We start from the raw sequence: 21414 nt of genomic DNA on the forward strand, positions 1-21414 counted from the left end.
GTGCAAGATTTAGATTTTACATATTTTTATCCAAAAGTGTGCCAGGTATTTCCCAATGAGTCTTACGGGTTGTATGTTTACTTCAACGATGGATCTGTTAGATTTTATGATGTTAGGCATTTGTTAAACAAAGATACAGTTTTTGAGCCTTTGCAGGATATCAATGTATTTAAATCTACGTTGACTATACTTAATGATACAGTTGCATGGGATTTAAAGGGCAATAGGGATGAGAGAGATTGTATAGACATTGACCCGTTAGTGCTTTTTGAGGCTCCTATAGTGGAGGATCCTTTAATTTGATATCTTTAAAAGATGTTGTAGGTAAGGGGTATAAGGATTTTTGGAAGTTTACAGGACGGTATAGAGTTGTTAAAGGTAGTAGAGCTAGCAAGAAATCTAAGACTACAGCGTTGTATTATATAGTTAATCTTGTGAAGCATCCTAAAGCTAATCTATTGGTTGTACGTAAAACTTATAGGACACTTAAGGATTCGTGTTTTACGGAGCTTAAATGGGCTATAAATAGATTAGGTGTACAGGATTATTTTGATATTAAAGAGAGTCCTTTGGAGATTATATACATACCTACAGGGCAAAGGATTTATTTTAGAGGTTTAGATGATCCATTTAAAGTAACATCGATCACAGTTGAGGTTGGTTATTTATGTTGGATGTGGCTTGAGGAAGCCTATGAGATCAGCAATGAAGATGATTTTAATGTTTTGGATGAATCTATAAGGAGTAGCTTAGATGCTGCTCCTTTTTTATTTAAACAAATTACTCTCACACTAAATCCTTGGAATGAAAAGCATTGGATTAAGAAAAGGTTTTTTGATACTAAGGATGATGAAATTTTAGCTATGACGACAAATTATATGTGTAATGAGTGGCTAGATAAATCTGATTTAAGAGTGTTTGAGACTATGAGGATCAATAATCCTAAAAGATATAAAGTCGCTGGATTAGGTGAGTGGGGTATAGTTGATGGACTTGTATATGATAATTGGGTAGAGCAGAGTTTTGATTTGAATGAAGTGCTAAAAATATCAGGTATACAATCAGCGTTTGGATTAGATTTTGGTTACACCAACGATCCATCAGCTTTGTTTTGTGGACTTATTGATAATGCTAATAAGATTATTTATGTGTTTGATGAGATGTACCAAAAGAGTATGTCTAATGAGGATATATATAATGAGATATTGAAACAGGGGTATGCAAAAGAAAGAATAATAGCTGATAGTGCTGAACCTAAATCTATTGATAGGCTTAGAGTATTAGGTCTCTATAGGATTAGAGGAGCTAGAAAAGGTCGAGATAGTGTTAATAATGGTATTGATTATATACAGGGTTTTAAAATTGTAATACACCCCAAATGTGTGAATTTTTTGATTGAGATCAGCAACTATACTTGGGATGTCGATAAGAGGACAGGTCAAAAGATTAATAAGCCTATTGATGATTTTAATCATTTGATGGATGCTATGAGATACGCACTAGAAGGGTTTATAAGAGGTGATATATTTAGTTTTGATTAATAATAAAAAGGGTTGCTACAAAATATGCAATAATCAGTTTCTACGGGGAGGTGGCTGGTTGGACAAAAGAATTGTAGAGCTTGATATAGCAAGGTGGAGGACAAGTCTTAAACGTAAGATAATGATTGATGGAGAGAGATATTATAGAGGAGATCATGATATTTTAAGGCGTAAGAGGACTGTCATAGGGGATAACGGAGATCTTAAAGAAGTTGATAATCTACCTAATAATCGTATTGTAGATAATCAGTATAAAAAGATGGTTAACCAGAAGGTTGATTATTTAGTTGCCAAGCCTTTAACTCTTGAATGTGACAATAAAAAATATTTGAGTTTGCTTAAAACTATTTTTAATAAACGATTTCAAAGGATTTTGAAAAATGTTGCCGAAGATGCCCTTAATTGCGGTCTAGGTTTTTTATTTGTCTATTATGATGATCTTGGAGAGCTTAATTTTAAGAGATTTAAGCCCTATGAGGTTATACCGCATTGGTTAGATGACGAGCATACTAAATTAGACTATTTAATTAGGTGTTTTAGCATCGAGGTTTTTGAAAATAACATGTATCGTTCAGTTGATAAAGTGGAAGTGTATTCTTCTAACGGGATTGATTATTATGAATATACAAATGGTAATTTAAAACCCGTTGAACCTTATCATAATAATTATTTTACACGAGTTGTAGATGGCGTGGAAAATCATTATACGTGGGATAAGATACCTGTCATATCTTTTAAATATAATCATAAAGAAATACCTCTTATTAAAATGGTCAAAACCCTTCAAGATGGGCTTAATCTCATCGAATCTAATTTTCAAAATCAGATGGAAGAGGACGCAAGAAATACAATCCTAATACTTAAAAATTACGATGGTGAAAATCTAGGAGAGTTTAGACGCAACTTAGCTACTTACGGAGCTATTAAGGTTAGGACTGAGTCTGGAGCTGATGGTGGTGGAGTTGATGCCTTGCAGGTTGAAATCAATGCAGATAATTATAGGACACTCTTAGATGTGTTTAAGAAAGCCATTATTGAGAATGCTATGGGTTATGATGCTAAAGATGAAAGACTCTCAGGTACTCCTAATCAGATGAATATTTTATCTATGTATTCGGATATTGAATTAGATGCGAACTCTATGGAAACTGAGTTCCAAGCCTCTCTTGAAGAATTATTGTGGTTTGTTAATGTACATTTTGGACTTAAGGGATTAGGTAATTACGATAGCAGTATAGTTGATATTATTTTTAATCGAGATATTTTAATATCTGAGAGCGATGTAATTGATAATTGTGTTAAATCGATAGGTATTTTATCCAATGAAACTATATTATCTCAACATCCTTGGATATCTGATGTTGATTTAGAGCTTAGGAGACTTGATGAGCAAAAACAGATGGAGTTAGATTCTTTTGGATTTGGAGAAACTCTTGAGGATGAATAATTATTGGAAAGATAGATTTCTTTCCTTAGAAAAAGCATCCCATAAAATAGGTGTTGAAACTTATAAAGAGATAGAAATTGCATTTGATAGAGCTCAAAGAGAGATAGAAAAAGAGATTGAGTCTTGGTATGGTAGATTTGCTAAAAATAATAATATCGATATGGTTGAGGCCAAGAGAATCCTAAATACAAAAGAGCTTAAAGAACTTAAGTGGGATGTTAATGAGTACATAGCAAAGGGACGAGAAAATGCAATCAATCAGAAATGGATGAAGGAACTAGAAAACGCATCTGCTAGATTTCATATAAATCGACTTGAAGCTTTAAAACTTAGGATGCAACAATCTGCTGAATTAGCTTTTGGCAATCAACTTGATTTAGTTGATAGTTTGGTGAGGAAGGTATTTACAGAGAATTATTACCGGAGTATATTTGAAATCCAAAAAGGATTCAATGTAGGTTTTAAGGTTTCTGAGATTGATGACAATCTACTCAATAAAATAATATCTAAACCTTGGGCTAAAGACGGTAAAATATTTTCTGAGAGAATATGGGGATCTAAGGATAAATTAATTAATGAGCTGCATGCTGATTTAACTCAGAATGTGTTATTAGGCAAACCTCCTAAGGATCTTATAAATAATCTTGTTAAAAAATTTAATACAACTAAAGCTAACGCTAGCAGGTTGGTGATGACCGAGCTAGCGTTTTTTCATACAGTTTCGCAGAGGGATGCCTTTAAGGAGCTTGGTTCTGAGCAATATACGATACTAGCAGTACTTGATAATAAAACATCCTTAGTTTGTCAAGATTTTGATGGTAAGGTATTTGATACAAAGGATATGTCTATTGGTATAAATGCACCTCCTTTCCATCCTAATTGCAGGAGTGTAATCTTACCTTATTATGATGACGATTACGAGATTGGTGAACGAATAGTAAGTGGTGATGATGGTAAGTCAGTATATTATGTTCCTGCGAATATGACTTACAGGGAATGGTATGTTAAATATGTTGATGGAGTTAGCATACAAGACATAGGAGTAGCCGAGAAGAAGTATAGGAGATTTACCGATGATGATTTAACCAGATTTCAGGATTTAAGTAATATGTGTTATAAGGTGCTTAAGATAAGCGAAGAGGGGGCTTTGGGATTTTATACAGATGATGGTTATAGTGTTATAAATGCCTCGCTCCAAAGTGGCGATATATCTGACGATATTTGGGATAAAGTTAAAAATATTGATAGTGCTATAGAACGATTTAAATTAGACGAATAATAGTTTACAGGGGTACTAAGATGGATTATTATAAAGGTGTAAGGGTTGGGGATATTATTGAACCTAAGATGTTTTTTAGTACCTCGTTTTTAGAATATATAGCGCAAGATTTTGCGGATCAACTTAACAACACTGTTATGTTGGAAATAAGAGTGCCTAAAGAAACTAAGTCTATTTATGTAGGTTTGAATAGCTCTGTGGGTAATGAGGCAGAATTGCTCCTTAGTAGGCATTTAAAATATAAAGTTTTAAAGATAGAGCCTGGAAGATTATTTTTAGAAGTGGAGAAATAGAAAATGAGTACAGCTTGGTTTGATGTTATTAGGAAGTTTAGACAATGTGGGAAAAACTGGAGCAACTTGAATGATCAAGAAAAAGAGGTTTGGAGGGCTGCTTATAGAGAGCAGTTTGGGAAAGAATACAAACCTAGAACTCTTGCAGAGCGTTGGGCTAGAGAGGATCTGACACCTGCCATAATCCATAGAGAAAAGAGAGATTCGTAATATAAATATGATTGTGTATTGGGGTGGTAGTTTTGGCAAAAGATGATTATTACGTAATCGTATATAAGCTTTTATCTTATTTGTATAGTTGTTTGAAAAAAGGCACATATGTAGACATTGAGAATCTAAGAGATGTTATAAAGGTAGATATAGTAGATTCGTATTGGAATTACATAATTCTAGAGTTATATAAAGAGGGATATATTGATGGAATTACTAAAATTAAATATATAGGTGATATCAATGAGAATGTTAAAATTAACAAAAATATCAGAATTAAGCCTAAAGGAATTGAATTTTTAGAGAGCAATTCATTTGTTGCTAAAGCTAAAGAGTTTATAAAAGAAGCGGGGGAAATATTATTTTGGTTGTAAACACTACTAATTGATTTAGGTATTGATTTTTAAACACTGTTTATTCAGCAGTGTTTTTTTATGCCTTTTTGGTATTGTAGGCGAATAAAGAACAAGACAAAAAGAACTGGACTGAACCAGGTGAAAAATGATTTTGAAAGGATTTTACTATGAAGAAAGATGATTTTTTAAAATTAGGGTTAGATGACGAAATAGCGAAAAAGTGTGAAGCTGCATCGCTTGAAGAACTTAAAGAGTATATACCAAAAAGTAGGTTTGATGAAGTTAATAGTGCTAAGAAGAAATTTGAATCTGATGTAAAAGATAGAGATAAACAATTGGAGGATCTTAAGAAATCTACAGGTAATATTGAAGATCTTAAAAAGCAGATTGAATCTTTACAAAAAGAAAATAAAGAGAAGGCTGAGCATTATGAATTAGAGATGCAAAAACTTAAAGTAGATACAAAAATAGATTCGACCTTATCTAGTTTTGGTGCGAGGAATATTAGATCTGTTAAAGCTTTACTTGATGGGGTTGATAAATTTAAATTTGACAAAGATGGAAATATTGAAGGGTTAGAGGATCAGATTAAGCAAATTAAGAAATCTGATCCTTATTTATTTGCTAATAATGATACATCGTCTGTTAAAGGTGTAAAGCTTGTCGAATCTACAGCTGAGGCTAAATCAGTTGATGTAAATAATATGACGTACTCTGAGTTAGTGTCTTATATGTCTAATAACCCAGATTTTAAACTTAATAATTAGGAGGTATTATGAGATTTGATTCAAAACTTTTTAATCCACAAGCATTTGGTAGTTATGTAGACCGTATACCAAATGTGACTAAAAATGAATTAGCAAGGAGTGCTGCAGTTGGAACAAATGAGCAAGCAGCGAGATCATTATCCACTCAAACAGGATCTTTATATACGAGAGTACCTTATTTCGGAAGGATAAGTGCTCAAACATCTCAAAACAATGATGGTGCTACTGATATAACATCTACAAATACATCAACTTATTCTCAAGGATTTGTTGTTGCTAGTAGGATGGATGGTTGGACAGAGCGTAGCTTTAGCAAAAATATTACTGCAGGCGTTGATTTTATGGATAACGTTGCTAAGCAAATAGCAGATTATAAAATGGAAGTTAAGCAAAATATATTGTTAGCTATGCTTAAAGGTATTTTTTCTATGTCTGTTGGTACAAGTACAATAGAGGAGCAAGCAGCCAAAGAATTTATTGAAAAGCACACTTATGATTTAAGTACTAAAACAGGTGATTACAGCAAGGATTTATATTCCATTATAACCTTACCAAATGGAGAAAAAAAGGCTATAAAATCTGTGATTTTTGAGTCGTATGGTACAAATAGGTTTATGAATTTATTTCCTATATTAAATTTAATTATCAAAAAAGGTGGAACTTTAATTATTGATGAATTTGATGCATCTATTCATCCTATGGCTATTATAAACATAATTAATATTTTCCATAACTATGAAATTAACATTAAAAATGCACAATTGATTTTTAACACCCATAATCCAATATTTTTAAGGGATACTGTATTTAGAAGAGATGAAATAAAATTTGCAGAACGTAATGATGGGGATTATAGTATTTTATATTCTTTGTCAGATTTTAAAGGAATTGATAAATCACGTAAGGCTAGAGATTACTCAGAAAATTATTTTATAGGTATGTATGGAGCGGTTAAAGATATTAATTTTACATCTATTTTCACTCAAGAGAATTAATATTTATGGATAGGAAACAAACAAAAAAATATTTGATTTTAGTTGAAGGTCAAGATGAAGAGTTATATTTTAAGAGGCTCGAACAATTTATTAATTTATGTGAAGATGTAAAATATAAAGTTAGTATAAACATTAAAGTAATAAGAAATAATTTTTCTAGTTTTATTAAGAAAAATAGTAGTATTTCTTTGAATACCGTGATTTATTTTGTATATGATTATGAAGGTAATGAGGAGTATTTTAAGAAAAATGTATTATCTAATATTAAAAGCTGCAGGAATATAAAAAAGGGTATGCAATTTGTATTAGGATATAATAATTTAAGTATAGAACTATGGATGTTATTACATAAGACTATGTTTAAAAGAAGTGTTATTCATATTGGAGACTATTTGGAATTTATAAATAGGCAGTTTAATGAAAAAATTGAATCGATAAATACATTCAAACAAGAAACAAATTTTAAAAAATGTCTTAGTAAAATAACTTTAGATAATGTTAAAAAGGCTGTTAAAAGAGCTGATAAAATAATGGAAGATCTAAAAAAAGACGAACAACAAATGGAGTATAAGGGATTTAGATATTATAGAAAAAATCCGTCACTTACAACACATGAAATAGTTAGGATTATATTATCGGATTGTGAAATTTATTAATTTAAATATAAATTAATAATAATCTTAATATCATCTATATTAAATTCGGCGGGCTAAATTAAGTTAAATAGAAAGCAATACATCAATTTATAAAATATTTCTGTTTGACTTAATTGTTTTTTATAAGATGTATGTTTAGGTTGGATATATGCTTGGTTGAGATAGATCGAATTTGCTAAGGGTACATAACTTGACGGCTGAACAATGATTTCGGTATGCTTACCAATTTCAAAAACCAATAAATTATGTTGAATCATATAAGCTATAAAAAGAGGTTCTAAATTAGACTAAGCGCTGTAAAGTTTTTAATTAATGATTTGGAGCTGCTAGGAGATTATATAGGAAATGGGATAATGTAAAACATATTAGGCAAAATATCAAAACTATAAAAGGCAGAAATAAAAAGGCAAAAAATAAGATAGGTAATGGATTATGGGGAATAAGTGTAAAAATAAAGGAACGATTAAATGGTAAGGATTTAAAATTTGGTGTTATTGTTACATTGAGGAAGGTTAGCGGTATTAATAGAATTCAAGAATGTATACAGCAATGTCATTTTAGAGGGTGGATAGTTAGTAGAATAGACGTAGAGAATAGAATCGATGTATATAATAAAGTGGAAGAAGAAATTGTATTTGATTAATTAAATAAGCCCTAAATTTTTATAAGAGTGAGGGTTAATAATATAATTATTATTGAAGTTGATAAGAATATCAAAGAGAGAGCTTAAGCTCTCTTTTATTTTTGTTGGCATCAACTATTATTTGCAAACATTGAGTAAACAACTATAAGTTATTATAAAACCTTTTAGATGAGGTTTTATAAATATCAATGTTTGACTTACTATAATTTGTGTAATATTATTTATTTGGGGAAGTGTTATGTTTTTATTGTATTACTTAATAATTTTATTTACTCATAGAATATATTGAACTATTGTAGGTAATATTTAAGAGTGAAATAAATGTTGGCATTTTCTGCAATTTGCCAACATTGAGCAAATAAATATAAGTTATGATGAAACATGGTACGTTATTTAAAATATTTTAGATTCGTTAAAAATACAGTTTTGTTCGTAGTGTAAGTTATTAAGAATTATATGTGATAAGCGTAGAGTAAAATAGCACTACATCTGAATATTTTATGGAGGTTAGATACTAAATGCTTAAGAAATTAAACTTAAGAGATTTAATATTCTTTTTTGGTGGGATGATTTTATTAGCTTTAGGTATAAGGATTATTAGTTTATCAAATCTTGGGTTATCCTTTTCAGATGCACTTTTCCTAAGGATTTCTGAAATTTTTAATATTCCAGCATTGTTATCTAGTTTTATAGTTGGAGTATTTACCATTATTGTAGCTAGTATTATTTTAAAAAAACGCCCAAGAATTGAATGTTTATTGATATCTTTTATGGTTGGGTTTTTTGTTGATTTTTGGAACTTACTTATAAGTGATGTTCCAGTTAATAGTGTTTTAATGAATATTTTAGTTTTTTTTGTTGGGGTATTTATATTATCAATCGGTATTTCTATATATCTTCAACCAGGATATCCACCTCACCCTAATGATTTCTTATTTATGTCCATAAAAAATAGGTTTAATATTTCAATTTTTAAAGCTAAAATTTTAATGGATTTAATATTTGCAGTTTTTTCGTTATTGTTTATGGCAAAAATAGGTATAGGAAGTATTTTTAATACTTTATGTTTAGGTTTTTTTATAAATAAAGGGTTTGATATATTTCGAAAGATATATAATAGTAAATAATTTTTGTGTCAAAATTTATGGTTATCCATATAATATAGTTGAAGTTTCATATATTTTTGGGAGATATATTTATGGATAACATGGATATAAAAAATAAACTTAAGGGAACGAAGACTGAAAGAAATTTATGGGAAGCATTTATGGGAGAGTGCGAAGCTAGGGTACGCTATGAATTATTTGGGAATATAGCAAGGAAAGAAGGCTATGAGCAAATTGGTTCTATATTCGATAAAACGTCTTTAAATGAAAGGGAACATGCAGAAATTTGGTGTGAATATCTTGGACAATTGTCTGATACTGTTAAAAATTTAAAGACTTGCATAAAGAATGAACATTATGAAGCAAAAGAGATGTATATAAATTTTTCAAATACTGCTAGAGATGAAGGATTTTTGGAATTAGCAGAAAAGTTTAAGATGGTTGCCCAAATTGAAGATGTTCATGAAAAGAGATTTTCAAGACTTGAGAATAACATATTAAATGGAGAAGTTTTTTATAAGGCTCAAGATGTTATATGGCAGTGTAGGGTTTGTGGATATTTAGAACATGGGGAATATGCTCCAGAAGTTTGTCCTGTTTGTACTCATCCACAATCATTTTATCAGTTGCAACAAGATAATTTTTAATTTAAAGAGCAATTAAGTAAGCAGAATTTTATTCTGCTTACTTAGTTGCTTTTATTATTATATTTTTTAATGTTGATATCATTAGATAAATTAATCGCATGTTTATTCTTGAATCGAATTTAACTTTTGGTTTTGAAAATTTATGTTTATCTTGTAAAAAGTGTATGTTTTTACATACTATGGGGGTCAGGTTACATTCGCTCATAGTCTTGTATAATGACGGTTTAAAGTATTTATCTGGTATAATATTTTCGGCTTTATAATTAAATTGAAAGTATTTTTCGCTCTCATAATTTTTTGGAATGTTTGGAAACGATGAGAAGATTTTTGAAGGTATGAGTACATCATTATAAAATTTTAAAGATTCATGTTTATTAAATTTTAGAAGATATAGCTCGTAAGCTATGATATCATAGGTGTCTATTATCTCGTTTTTACATAAATTTTTATCCAAAAATATTTCGTCTAAGTCCCAAATGTATTCTGAAATTAATTTTTTTTGTTCAGAGAATGCGTCATTGTTTTGTTTTAATACACTTGATTTTAACTCTATAAGGACGTTGTATAGTAAAAATTTATTATATGTGGATATTGATGATAGCGAGTACTTGGAGAAGAAATTTTCTACTATATCTAAGGATAAACTGATAATTGCAGTATTTGTGCAATTATCCACATTTATATACAGAATTAAAGCTTGAAGTAATTCTATAGATTTTTTGTTGGGATAATTTAATATATCATTTTTAAATTCAATAAACATATTTTCAATTTCTTTTGAAAAGTTTAAAAATGGAAGTTTATATGGGCTTGTATCTTTTAAGAAGACTGAACATTTATAGAAACAAACCATTAAGTATGCCTGAGCTGAAAATTCAAAAGACGAATCAGATGAACTAAATGTAATATTATGATCTTTATTTTTATTATCATCTAATGTAATTTTATTTACGAATAAGCCAAGTTCATTTCTAAAATTGTTAAGATAGTAATTTAATTGATATTTAGCACACGATACATAAAATTTAACTATATCGTTTCGTTTTTTTTCATTATATATTATTTTATCGTAGTATTCGGCTAGGTTTAAAATAGATAATGTCATGTATGCATTGCTTAGTATATCAATATTTTTTTTAATTTTTTCTTGTTTCCAATGGTAAATATTATTTTCAGATTTTATCTTTGGCTTAGCTTTTTTGTATAAACATGCAAGTGGATATATGTGTTTGGTATTTAAAAGATCTGTAATTGGTGGCCTATTTTTAAATTCTTTTCCATTTATAATTTCCCCACACTTTGAGCTTAGGAGTATTTGTTTTAAGCTTTCTTTGGAAAAATTGAATAGTTGGTATTCAATCAAGGGATATTCAAGGGAATTTAATTTTAAAAATTTTCCTAAATGATTTTGATCCATAAAATCACCTCATAATTATTATATTGTATTATGTATTTACAAAATACTAATATTAAAATTTTAATTAATATGTATGTTATAATATTTCAGAGGTGTTTTAAATGAGAATGGGAAAATTGAATTTAAATGATCTTGATGACATAATCAAGAATTATACTGGAATAAGGAAAAAGAGTACGTTGTTAGCATCAGGTATTGGAGAGGATACTTGTATTATTGATATTAAATCAATTAAAGATAATTTGATGCTTATATCATCAGATCCAATTACATTTACTTCAAAGGATATTGGGAGATTTTCGGTGATAATAAATTCAAATGATATATATGCAACAGGAGGAAATGGTTATGGAATTATTTTGACTGTATTAATTCCGCCTAATAAGACGATTGAAGATTTTAAAATTTTAATGGAAGAAATAAATAGTGAGTGTATAGAACATGATTTGGAAATTTTAGGAGGACATACAGAAGTTACAAATGTTGTTAATGATATAGTAATATCTGCAACTATCATAGGTACAGGAAATGAAAAGGATATTGTAAGAACATCAACATCTAAAAAGGGGGATTTGATTTTTATTACAAAGCCATTAGGCATAGAGGGAACTATTCTTTTATTTGATACAGTTAAAGATAAATTGAGTCTAGATTATTATGATGATATTAAAAAATTTAGAGAATGGTTGAGCGTACGAAAAGAGAGTATGATACTTAGAAATTTCGATATAAGTTCAATGCATGATATAACAGAAGGTGGTCTTATTGGAGCATTATTTGAAATGAGCTATGCATCTAGAAATGGTTTTAGGATTTTTTGTGAAAATATAGAAGTTCACCCATTAACAAGAGAGATATGTTCGATGTTAAATAAAGATGTATTGCGACTTATATCTTCTGGAAATTTGATTTTTACATCGCATGAAACATATAAGGATGAAATATTAGAGGCGTTTGATAAGGAAAATATAAAATGTAGTGTAATAGGTGAAATTATAGATGAGGGTAATTATTTCATAAAATATAATGGAATTAATAACAAGATTGTAAACACTATAGAGGATTCTTATTTGTTTTAAGGAGGTTTTAATTATGAAGATGATTATTGCAAGTAATAATGTGAATAAGGTAAGAGAGATAAGGGAGATATTTAATGATTTAGATTTTGATATTGTATCTTTAAAAGATGAAGATATTTTTATCAATGTGGTTGAAAATGGTAAAACAATACATGAAAATTCTTATAAGAAGGCTAGAGAAATATATGAATATTTATTAAGAGTTGGTTATAAAAATTTTTGTGTATTAAGTGATGATAGTGGACTCATTATAGATTCATTGTCTGGATTACCTGGCGTTATGAGTGCAAGGTTTTCTGGGGATAACGCTACGGATGATGAAAATAATAATAAAGTTTTGAAATTAATGGAGAATATAGATGATCCTCATAGGACTTCAAGTTTTTTGACTGTTTTAACATTAATATTAGAATCGGGAGAAGAAAAACAGTTTGAAGGAGAATTAAAAGGTAGTATTTTAAAGGAAAAAAGAGGAAAAAATGGATTTGGATATGATCCGATTTTTTATGTAGATGTGTTTAGAAAGACACTTGGGGAAGTTTCTTGCGAGGATAAGAATTCTATATCTCATAGGTATATTGCATTAAATAAGGTTAGAAAATATTTAATTAAGTATAGTTTTAAAAAACATTAAAATGTATATTGACAATATAACTATATTGATATACAATGGATTATGTTGAAAGTAAGGACACGTTGAGTATGTTAATTTGCTTAGGTTCTTAATTTATCGGGGTGTGGCGCAGATGGGAGCGCGCGTGCTTTGGGAGCATGAGGTCGCAGGTTCGAGCCCTGTCACCCCGACCATTTGCGGGTATCGTATATCGGTAATACTCCAGCCTTCCAAGCTGGCAAGGTGGGTTCGATTCCCACTACCCGCTCCAAAGGTGTGGTGAATGTAGTTCAGTTGGTAGAGCGCCAGATTGTGGTTCTGGTTGTCGTGGGTTCGAGTCCCATCATTCACCCCATAAAATAGGGATATAGCCAAGTTGGTAAGGCAACGGACTTTGACTCCGTCATGCGTAGGTTCGAGTCCTGCTATCCCTGCCAATATGGTTCGTTAGCTCAGGTGGTAGAGCACATGACTTTTAATCATGGTGTCCGGGGTTCGAGTCCCCGACGAATCACCAGAAAATGCAGGTGTGGCGGAACTGGCAGACGCACTAGACTTAGGATCTAGCGCCTTACGGCGTGGGGGTTCGACTCCCTTCACCTGCACCATATAAATTTTGTTTTGTTGCGGGAGTAGCTCAGTTGGTAGAGTGCCACCTTGCCAAGGTGGATGTCGCGAGTTCGAGCCTCGTCTTCCGCTCCAAATGTGCGGGTATCGTATATCGGTAATACTCCAGCCTTCCAAGCTGGCAAGGTGGGTTCGATTCCCACTACCCGCTCCATATTGTGTGTCTTTAGCTCAGCTGGATAGAGCAACGGCCTTCTAAGCCGTAGGTCAGGAGTTCGAATCTCTTAAGACACGCCAAATTATTAATTTAGAGGAAAGAAACGATATAGAAGTATCGTTTCTTTTTGTTTAATTAAGATTAATAATAAAAATTAATTGTATAGGAGAATTGATTTATGCAAATAGGATTGATTGGTTTAGGAAGAATGGGATTTAATTTAGCTTTAAATATGAGAGATAAGGGTCATAAAGTTGTTTGTTTTAATAGGTCTAAGGAAAAAGTTGAAGAAGCTATGAAAGAAGGATTAGATGGTGTTTTTTCAATTGAAGAATTAGTTAATAAGTTAGAAGGTAGAAGAGTTATTTGGATTATGCTTCCAGCAGGTGAAATTGTAGATAAAGTTATTGATATATTAGTACCTCTTTTAAATAAGAACGATATAATTATTGATGGTGGAAACTCAAACTATAAAGATACATTGGAAAGATACGAATCTTTGAAATTAAAGGGTATAGATTTTGTTGATGTTGGTACAAGTGGAGGAATTGATGGAGCTAGGAATGGTGCTTGTACTATGATTGGTGCTGAGGGTGAAGTATTTTCATATATAGAAGAGCTTATTCGTGATATCAGTGTTGAGAATGGTTATCTGCATTGTGGTAATAATGGATCTGGACATTTTGTGAAGATGGTTCATAATGGTGTTGAGTATGGTATGATGGCTGCTATTGGAGAAGGATTTGAGATCTTAGATAAAAGTAGATTTGATTTAGATCTTGAAAAAGTTGCTAAAGTTTGGAATCATGGTTCTGTTGTAAGAGGATGGTTGATGGAGCTTGCTGAAAATGCATTTAGAAAGGATCCTAAATTAGATAAAATACAAGGTGTTATGTATTCATCCGGTGAGGGACTTTGGACTGTACAAGAGGCACTAGAGCTGAAAATTCCAGCAACTATAATAACTCAATCACTGTTAATGAGATATAGAAGTGAACAGGATGATTCTTTAACAGGTAAATTAGTTGCTGCTCTTAGAAATGAATTTGGTGGTCATGTTGTTAAGGACAACAAATAATGTTTTTTAATTTGGGGGGGTAATATGGATCAAATAAGTATTAATGAACCAAATATTTTTGTTATATTTGGAGCAACGGGAGATTTAACATATAGAAAATTAGTTCCAGCAATTTATAATTTGTATATACAAAACTTGTTACCTGAGAAATTTAATTTTGTTTGTATCGGACGTAGAGATTTTTCTCAAGAAGATTATAGAAATAATGTAAAGAAATCTTTAGGAGAGTTTTCAAAAAGGACATTTACAGAAGAAAATTTTAAAAAATTTTCTGGTATTTTTGAGTATTTGAAATTAGATTTTGTTGAAGATAAGGAATACAGATCTCTTAAAGATTTGATAAAGAGCATGTGTGTGAAACATGGGTATAATGAAAATATACTTTATTATATGGCCGTATCCCCTGAATATTTTTCTATTATAGTAGATAGATTGAGATTAAATGATTTAGCTGATAGTACTAGGGGGATAAAGAGAGTTATAATTGAAAAACCTTTTGGAGAGAATTTAACATCTGCTAGAGAATTGAATGAAAAGATGACAAAGACTTTTACGGAGAAGGAAATTTACAGAATTGATCATTATTTAGGAAAAGAAATGAGTCAAAATATAATGGCAATAAGATTTGCAAATCCAATACTTGAATTCATATGGAATAATAGATACATTGACAACATTCAAATAACTAGCAATGAATCTTTAGGGGTTTTAACGAGAGGGAAGTATTATGAAAAGTCTGGTGCCCTTAAAGATATGTTTCAGAATCATATGCTTCAATTGTTGACACTTATTGCTATGGAACCACCTGTGTCTTTGAATACAGAGGATATAAGGGATGAGAAGGTTAAGGTTCTTAAAGCTATGCCAAAGATTGATGAAAAATTTGTTAGAGAAAATATTGTTAGAGGTCAATATATTGAAGATAGTAAAGGTACTTTAAAGGGATATAGGTCAGAGCAAGATGTATCCAAAGATTCTATGATTGAAACATTTGTTGCTATAAAATGTTTTATTAATAATTATAGGTGGACAGGTGTCCCTTTTTATATAAGAACAGGGAAAAGACTTAGCAAGAAAATAACAGAGGTTGTTATTGAGTTTAAGAATGCGCCATTTGTTTTATATAATGAAGATAATAAGTTACAACCAAATCTTCTTGTTATAAGGATACAACCGGATGAAAGAATATTTCTTAATTTGAGTGTAAAAAAACCTGGAAATGAAAATGAGATTATACCGATTCAAATGGATTTTTGTCAGAATTGTCACTCTCTTATTTCTACAGAGGCATATGAAAAGCTAATGTATGATGCTATAAGAGGAGAATCTACTTTGTTTACAAGATGGGATGAAACAGAATTTTCTTGGAAGTACGTTGAGAAAATATTTGAGATATGGGACAACAATAAGGATATTCCTTTATATAATTATCACTCTTTGAGTGATGGACCTTGTGAAATAAATAAATTATTGCATAAAGAAAATATGAAATGGTGGGATATTTAAATGAGAATACATGATATATCAACTTTAATTCATCCTGATATGATTGTTTATAAAAATAAGGAAGACAAGAAACCTATAATTACAGTTGTTAGTGATTATAATATGGGAACTAGTTATGAAAGTAGAGCTCTTTTAGATATGCATGTTGGCACTCACATGGATGCTCCTCTTCACATGATTGAGGGCGGAGATAGTATTGAAAATCAAGATTTATATAAATGTGTTACTGATTGCAAAGTTTTTGATTTATCTCATGTTGAAGAGAAAATTGAGATGAAAGATATAGAGAAATACAATATTTCTGAAAATGATTTTATAATTTTTAAAACTAGAAATTCTTTGGCTACGGAATTTGATTTTAAGTTTGTATTTATATCAACAGAGGTAAGCGAATTTCTCGCAGAGAAAAAGATTAAGGGCGTTGGAATTGATGCATTGAGTGTTGAAAGGGATCAACCTAATCATGAAACCCATGAGGCTTTTCTTAAAGAGGGTATTGCTGTTCTTGAAGGATTAAATCTTAAAGATATTATTGAGGGAGAGTATTTCTTGGTTGCTCTTCCACTTAAAATAAAGGGTGCTGAGGGAGCCCCTTCTAGAGCTATTCTTATAGAGAGATAACGTAAGTTATCTCTCTATTTTATTACCATAAATTACACCATTATAAGTTAAATTTAAACATAGTTGATTGAACATACTAATTATAATAAATTTTGCGGTTTAGATTTGAGGTTATAAGATTATGTTTGATAAATTAAAATGTTTATTTAGTTTTAAGTGGTTTTATATTGTACTTTTTATAATCTTAAGTATTTATACATTTTGGGATGAAATTGCAATTGGAAGTGAGACAATTAAGTTTATAAGGGATAGTAAGAAAATTGAAGGGGAGCATGAGGTATATTCTTTTAAAGAAAACAAAGTAAATATTATTAATCTTGATGAAAATTATTTTGGAGATGATGAGTCCATTTATGATGGAGATGTTAAATATATGTATTTTAGACCTATTCCTAATGAAAAGTTATATAGTCTAGATAGTAATAATAAAAAATTTTATGATTCATTTATAAGCATGGATGAATTTAAAGGTGTCTTAGATGTTTTACACAAAAATAATTATATGATAATTAATATCGCAGATCTTTATGATCAGGTTTATAGGGAAGGGAGCTTTAGAGTTAAGCGTAAGATACTGAATATACCAAAGGGTAAGATACCATTTGTTTTATTTGTTGATGATTTTGGGTATAGTTCTTCGAGGCTTATTATTGATGATGAAGATATGCAGGTTAAGATGATTAAAGTTAAAAATGGGAATGAGGAAATAACTGAGGATAATAATGTCATAACAATTATAAATAAATTTGTTCGAGAGAATGAGGGATTTTCTTTTAATAATGCTAAAGGTGTATTATCTATTGTTGATTCTGAGTCTATATTTGGATATAACACTGGTAGGAATATAAGTAAGAGATCACGTATTAGTACTGATAAGATTAAGAAACTATCAAATGATATTTATGAGGCTAAGAGGATAGCAGATAATCTTAAGAATGACGGTTGGATATTTGCGTGTAATACATATGGAAATATAGATTTTAAAGATGTAACACTTAATTTAGTTAAAAATGATATGGATAATTGGTATAGGTATGTATCAAATATAATTGGATATACAAACTTATTTGTTTATCCTTCAGGTAATGTAATAGATAAAAATGATGAGAGGTTTAAGTATTTAAATGATAGTGGATTTAATATTTTTTGTTCATCAATGAAGAAAATGAATAACAAAGATTGCTTCAAAATACAACCGTATGTAAATATAAGCAGGGATTTAATATGTTATGATATAACTAGCTTGCATCACAATGAGTATTATGATATATTGAAGGACATTATAATAAATCCTAGGAAGGCTAAAAAACTATATAAGGAGGGTATTCGTGAATAGGATTGTTGAGTTTAAAAATGTTTCCAAACAGTATAAAGTTGGAGAAGTTATTATTAATGCTCTACACGATGTTAATTTTTCTATAGATAGAGGTGAGTTTGTAGTAATTTTAGGGGCAAGTGGTGCTGGGAAAACTACTATTTTGAATATTCTGGGTGGAATGGATTCTGCATCTGTTGGAGATATTGTTGTTGATGGTGAATCTATTACTAACTTTAGTAAGAATCAGTTAACAAAATATAGAAGAGAGAAAATTGGATTTGTATTCCAATTTTATAATTTGATACCCAATTTAACTGCTATTGAAAATGTTGAATTTGCAACAAGTGTTTGTAAAAATTTTTTGGATGCTAAAGACATGTTAACTAAGGTTGGATTATCTGAGAGAATAAATAATTTTCCGACTCAGTTATCAGGAGGAGAGCAACAAAGGGTGGCAATTGCAAGAGCTATTGCTAAGAATCCGTTACTTCTTTTATGTGATGAACCAACCGGTGCACTTGATTATGGTACGGGAAAGAAAGTGCTTAAGCTTTTGTATGAAATAAATCAGACACTTAATAAGACGATTGCTTTAATTACACATAACTCTTTAATAGCACCTATGGCTGATAAAGTTATACATGTTAAAAATGGAACCATAGATCGTATAGATTTTAATGAAAATAAAGTTCCTGTTGAGGAGATTGAGTGGTAGATGAGAGTTTTATTGTTAAAATTATTTAGGGATATTAAAACATCACTTGGTGGATTTATTTCAATAATATTTGTCATTGGGGTAGGTTCTGTATTTTTTTCTGGTCTTTCAAATTCTGTAAGTTCTGTTAGAAATTTAATAGAAAATTATTATGAAAATCAAAAATTTATGGATTATACTGCCTATTTTAGTCAATTATATTCAGATGATATAGAAGCCTATAGATCTAATGAGAAAATCAAGGAAATAAAGCTAAGATATACTATGAATGTTATTAGTAATGTTAATAATAAGGATACTAATTTGAGGATACATACCTTAACTGAAAATATAAATGTTCCTTATATTTATGAGGGAAAGCTTCCCTCAAAAGATGAGATAATACTTGATAAGATTTATATGAAGCTAAATAAATTAGAGATTGGAGATTATATTAGTTTTGACTATAATGGTATAGAATTTAATCTTAAGATATCTGGTATTATGGACTCCCCAGAATATGTTTCTAAAATTAAAGATGATTTTTCTGCAAATGTGGATCTTGATGGATTTGGAGCAGGATATGTAATGGAAGATACTATTAAATTAAAATTTGATGAAAATAATATATCTTATTTCTATACTGAAGCACTTATTAAGTCAAATGAAGATTTAAATGGTGATGAATTTGAGGGAATACAAACTTTTGTAAAGATGATTAAAAGAGAGGATCATGTAAGTTATTCTTCGTTTGATGGAGCCTTAAACCAAATAGACAAGGTTGTTGTAATTTTTCCTATAATATTTTTTATTGTTGCAGGAATTATAACGTTTATATCGATGTCTAAGACGGTTGAAAATCAAAGATCACAAATAGGAATAATGGGAGCACTTGGATTTTCAAGCTATAGGATTTATTTTTCGTATATAATGTACTCAGTTATTGCGTCGGTTTTTGGATCACTTATTGGAGGATTAATAGGTATTTATAGCCTGCCAGGAATAATTTTAAAAACTTTTTCATCTCAGTATACATTTCCAGTATCTAGGCTTAATATTTATTCGGAATATATACTGTATGGGATATTGATTTCTATATTTTTTTCAATTACTGCTACTATAATTTCGTGTCACAAGACACTTAAAGAAGCACCATCTGATGCATTAAGACCAAGACCTCCGAAAAATTCAAAGCACATCTTTTTAGAGAAGCTTAAGTTTTGGAAGAAGATTTCTTTTATTTATAAAATTATTATAAGAAATATATTTCACAATAAGATGAGAATAATATTGAGTTCTGTTGGAATGATAGGAAGTATTTCGTTTTTGATCACTGGATTTTCTTTAAAGTCATCAGTTAATGAACTTTTGGATTATGAATCTAGAATTAGAGATTATGATTTCGAAATAAAGATGGTTAATAGTGTTAATGAGGATGAAATTAAGGGTTACAGTAATTACATTGATGTTGTTGATTTAAATTTTACAACAATTGGGAATGTTCATCTTGAAGACGAAGATATAGAGATACCTGTAGTTATTGTAAAAGGAAGTAATTCCGCTTTAAAACTTGAAGATAAAAAGAGTAATATTATAGGATTTAATGATAGTAGTGTGGTAATCCCATCTAAGCTTTTGGATGACTACAATATTAATATTTCTGATAGTATTAATATTGATATAAATTTTGGTATGAGTTCTTCTAATTTAAATTTATCTGTGAGTGATATTGCACAAATGTATTCAAGTCAAATGATATATGTATCAAGTGAAGTATTAAAGAGGGATAATATAGATATTTCGTTTAATGGTGCATTTATTAAATTAAGAGGTGAGGATAATATTACAAATATAGTTAATGAGTTAAAGAAAAATGATAACATAAGTTCTATAACTTTATCTGGAGATCTAAGAGATTTTGCAGAGGATATTTTAAGTATGATAAATAGCGTTATAATGATAATTATAGTTGGATCAGCTGTTCTTGCAATATCTGTAATATATAATATTACTTCTATTAATATTTTTGAGCGCATTAGAGAAATTGCTACTCTTTTGGTACTTGGGTACTATGATAGAGAGATAAATAGACTTATATTTATTGAAAATATAGTTCTTAGTGTGTTTGGTAGTATAATTGGAATACCATTTGGTATTTGGTTGTTTAAATATATGCAGATACTTATATCTGATAGAGGCGCAACCTTACCCCAAAATATTTCGGGGTATAGTATACTTTTGTCTTTTATCATGGTTATGCTTTTTTCAATATTTACAAACTTATTATTAAAGAGAAAAGTTTTAAAGGTTAATATGATTGAGGCACTTAAGGGTGTTGAATAAAGGTTTAAGGATTATACTTAA

At 29.9% G+C, this 21414-nt stretch carries 22 protein-coding genes and 9 tRNA genes; 30 read left to right on the forward strand and 1 reads right to left on the reverse strand.

The window, feature by feature from the left end; genetic code table 11:
* The 13 genes from SFBMNL_RS01985 (at position 1) to rbr (ending at position 9940) form a co-directional block, all read left to right on the forward strand.
* Positions 1 to 303, forward strand: a complete 303-nt coding sequence (locus tag SFBMNL_RS01985; RefSeq protein WP_005806964.1) for a DUF2442 domain-containing protein — start codon at positions 1 to 3, stop codon at positions 301 to 303.
* Entirely contained in the window at positions 300 to 1541 is a 1242-nt protein-coding gene (locus SFBMNL_RS01990) for a PBSX family phage terminase large subunit (protein ID WP_042294293.1), read from the forward strand. Before SFBMNL_RS01985 ends, SFBMNL_RS01990 begins: the two co-directional genes overlap by 4 nt.
* 58 nt (positions 1542 to 1599) lie before the next feature.
* Positions 1600 to 2988, forward strand: a complete 1389-nt coding sequence (locus SFBMNL_RS01995) for a phage portal protein (RefSeq protein ID WP_042294295.1) — start codon at positions 1600 to 1602, stop codon at positions 2986 to 2988.
* Positions 2981 to 4267: a minor capsid protein gene (locus tag SFBMNL_RS02000; RefSeq protein ID WP_255346737.1), complete on the forward strand. Its 1287-nt coding sequence runs from the start codon at positions 2981 to 2983 to the stop codon at positions 4265 to 4267. The genes SFBMNL_RS01995 and SFBMNL_RS02000 overlap by 8 nt, the downstream gene beginning before the upstream one ends.
* Before the next feature lie 20 nt (positions 4268 to 4287).
* On the forward strand, positions 4288 to 4560 hold the full coding sequence (locus SFBMNL_RS08520; RefSeq protein WP_255346738.1) for an ADP-ribosyltransferase: 273 nt from the start codon (positions 4288 to 4290) through the stop codon (positions 4558 to 4560).
* A gap of 3 nt (positions 4561 to 4563) precedes the next feature.
* Positions 4564 to 4770, forward strand: a complete 207-nt coding sequence (locus SFBMNL_RS02005; RefSeq protein ID WP_005806956.1) for a hypothetical protein — start codon at positions 4564 to 4566, stop codon at positions 4768 to 4770.
* A 23-nt stretch (positions 4771 to 4793) separates the two neighbouring features.
* On the forward strand, positions 4794 to 5144 hold the full coding sequence (locus SFBMNL_RS02010; protein ID WP_005806954.1) for a YjcQ family protein: 351 nt from the start codon (positions 4794 to 4796) through the stop codon (positions 5142 to 5144).
* Positions 5145 to 5293: 149 nt separating this feature from the next.
* On the forward strand, positions 5294 to 5893 hold the full coding sequence (locus SFBMNL_RS02015) for a phage scaffolding protein (protein WP_042294298.1): 600 nt from the start codon (positions 5294 to 5296) through the stop codon (positions 5891 to 5893).
* A gap of 8 nt (positions 5894 to 5901) precedes the next feature.
* Complete coding sequence (locus SFBMNL_RS02020; RefSeq protein ID WP_042294300.1) at positions 5902 to 6888, forward strand: AAA family ATPase; 987 nt, start codon at positions 5902 to 5904, stop codon at positions 6886 to 6888.
* A gap of 5 nt (positions 6889 to 6893) precedes the next feature.
* Positions 6894 to 7544 carry an RloB family protein gene (locus SFBMNL_RS02025; RefSeq protein ID WP_005806947.1) on the forward strand — a complete coding sequence of 217 codons (651 nt, stop codon included), beginning with the start codon at positions 6894 to 6896 and terminating at the stop codon, positions 7542 to 7544.
* A gap of 502 nt (positions 7545 to 8046) precedes the next feature.
* The gene (locus SFBMNL_RS08295) at positions 8047 to 8187 is read left to right on the forward strand and encodes a hypothetical protein (protein ID WP_158336020.1); all 141 of its coding nucleotides are present in this window, start codon (positions 8047 to 8049) and stop codon (positions 8185 to 8187) included.
* 518 nt (positions 8188 to 8705) lie between these two features.
* Positions 8706 to 9314, forward strand: coding sequence for a YczE/YyaS/YitT family protein (locus SFBMNL_RS02030; RefSeq protein ID WP_005806943.1), 609 nt, complete (start codon positions 8706 to 8708; stop codon positions 9312 to 9314).
* 71 nt (positions 9315 to 9385) lie between these two features.
* The gene (gene rbr, locus SFBMNL_RS02035; protein WP_005806942.1) at positions 9386 to 9940 is read left to right on the forward strand and encodes a rubrerythrin; all 555 of its coding nucleotides are present in this window, start codon (positions 9386 to 9388) and stop codon (positions 9938 to 9940) included.
* 37 nt (positions 9941 to 9977) lie between these two features.
* Here the strand turns inward: rbr and SFBMNL_RS02040 are convergent, their stop codons facing one another.
* The gene (locus SFBMNL_RS02040) at positions 9978 to 11357 is read right to left on the reverse strand and encodes a hypothetical protein (RefSeq protein ID WP_042294303.1); all 1380 of its coding nucleotides are present in this window, start codon (positions 11355 to 11357) and stop codon (positions 9978 to 9980) included.
* Positions 11358 to 11458: 101 nt separating this feature from the next.
* Between SFBMNL_RS02040 and SFBMNL_RS02045 the strand changes: the two genes are divergently transcribed.
* The 17 genes from SFBMNL_RS02045 (at position 11459) to SFBMNL_RS02125 (ending at position 21393) form a co-directional block, all read left to right on the forward strand.
* Positions 11459 to 12436: an AIR synthase-related protein gene (locus SFBMNL_RS02045; RefSeq protein WP_042294306.1), complete on the forward strand. Its 978-nt coding sequence runs from the start codon at positions 11459 to 11461 to the stop codon at positions 12434 to 12436.
* A gap of 13 nt (positions 12437 to 12449) precedes the next feature.
* Positions 12450 to 13070 carry an RdgB/HAM1 family non-canonical purine NTP pyrophosphatase gene (rdgB, locus tag SFBMNL_RS02050; RefSeq protein WP_242838774.1) on the forward strand — a complete coding sequence of 207 codons (621 nt, stop codon included), beginning with the start codon at positions 12450 to 12452 and terminating at the stop codon, positions 13068 to 13070.
* A gap of 97 nt (positions 13071 to 13167) precedes the next feature.
* Positions 13168 to 13243: transfer RNA gene (locus SFBMNL_RS02055), tRNA-Pro, on the forward strand.
* Between the two features lie 3 nt (positions 13244 to 13246).
* Positions 13247 to 13320: transfer RNA gene (locus tag SFBMNL_RS02060), tRNA-Gly, on the forward strand.
* An 8-nt stretch (positions 13321 to 13328) separates the two neighbouring features.
* Positions 13329 to 13404 (forward strand) — tRNA-His (locus tag SFBMNL_RS02065).
* 6 nt (positions 13405 to 13410) lie between these two features.
* Positions 13411 to 13486: transfer RNA gene (locus SFBMNL_RS02070), tRNA-Gln, on the forward strand.
* A 4-nt stretch (positions 13487 to 13490) separates the two neighbouring features.
* A tRNA-Lys gene (locus SFBMNL_RS02075) sits at positions 13491 to 13566 on the forward strand.
* 6 nt (positions 13567 to 13572) lie between these two features.
* Positions 13573 to 13657 (forward strand) — tRNA-Leu (locus SFBMNL_RS02080).
* Positions 13658 to 13675: 18 nt separating this feature from the next.
* Positions 13676 to 13751, forward strand: a tRNA-Gly gene (locus SFBMNL_RS02085).
* A gap of 5 nt (positions 13752 to 13756) precedes the next feature.
* Positions 13757 to 13830, forward strand: a tRNA-Gly gene (locus SFBMNL_RS02090).
* 6 nt (positions 13831 to 13836) lie between these two features.
* Positions 13837 to 13913: transfer RNA gene (locus SFBMNL_RS02095), tRNA-Arg, on the forward strand.
* Between the two features lie 98 nt (positions 13914 to 14011).
* Positions 14012 to 14911, forward strand: a complete 900-nt coding sequence (gnd, locus tag SFBMNL_RS02100; RefSeq protein ID WP_005806933.1) for a phosphogluconate dehydrogenase (NAD(+)-dependent, decarboxylating) — start codon at positions 14012 to 14014, stop codon at positions 14909 to 14911.
* Positions 14912 to 14935: 24 nt separating this feature from the next.
* On the forward strand, positions 14936 to 16417 hold the full coding sequence (gene zwf, locus SFBMNL_RS02105; protein WP_007440556.1) for a glucose-6-phosphate dehydrogenase: 1482 nt from the start codon (positions 14936 to 14938) through the stop codon (positions 16415 to 16417).
* The gene (locus SFBMNL_RS02110) at positions 16418 to 17038 is read left to right on the forward strand and encodes a cyclase family protein (RefSeq protein ID WP_042294309.1); all 621 of its coding nucleotides are present in this window, start codon (positions 16418 to 16420) and stop codon (positions 17036 to 17038) included.
* Positions 17039 to 17159: 121 nt separating this feature from the next.
* Positions 17160 to 18374, forward strand: coding sequence for a hypothetical protein (locus SFBMNL_RS02115; protein WP_042294311.1), 1215 nt, complete (start codon positions 17160 to 17162; stop codon positions 18372 to 18374).
* A complete protein-coding gene (locus SFBMNL_RS02120; protein ID WP_042294313.1) occupies positions 18367 to 19071 on the forward strand; it encodes an ABC transporter ATP-binding protein in 705 nt (234 codons plus the stop codon). The genes SFBMNL_RS02115 and SFBMNL_RS02120 overlap by 8 nt, the downstream gene beginning before the upstream one ends.
* Entirely contained in the window at positions 19072 to 21393 is a 2322-nt protein-coding gene (locus SFBMNL_RS02125) for an ABC transporter permease (RefSeq protein WP_005806923.1), read from the forward strand.
* The last annotated feature ends 21 nt before the right edge of the window (positions 21394 to 21414 follow it).

The sequence above is a fragment of the Candidatus Arthromitus sp. SFB-mouse-NL genome, assembly GCF_000709435.1.
GTDB lineage: Bacteria > Bacillota > Clostridia > Clostridiales > Clostridiaceae > Dwaynesavagella.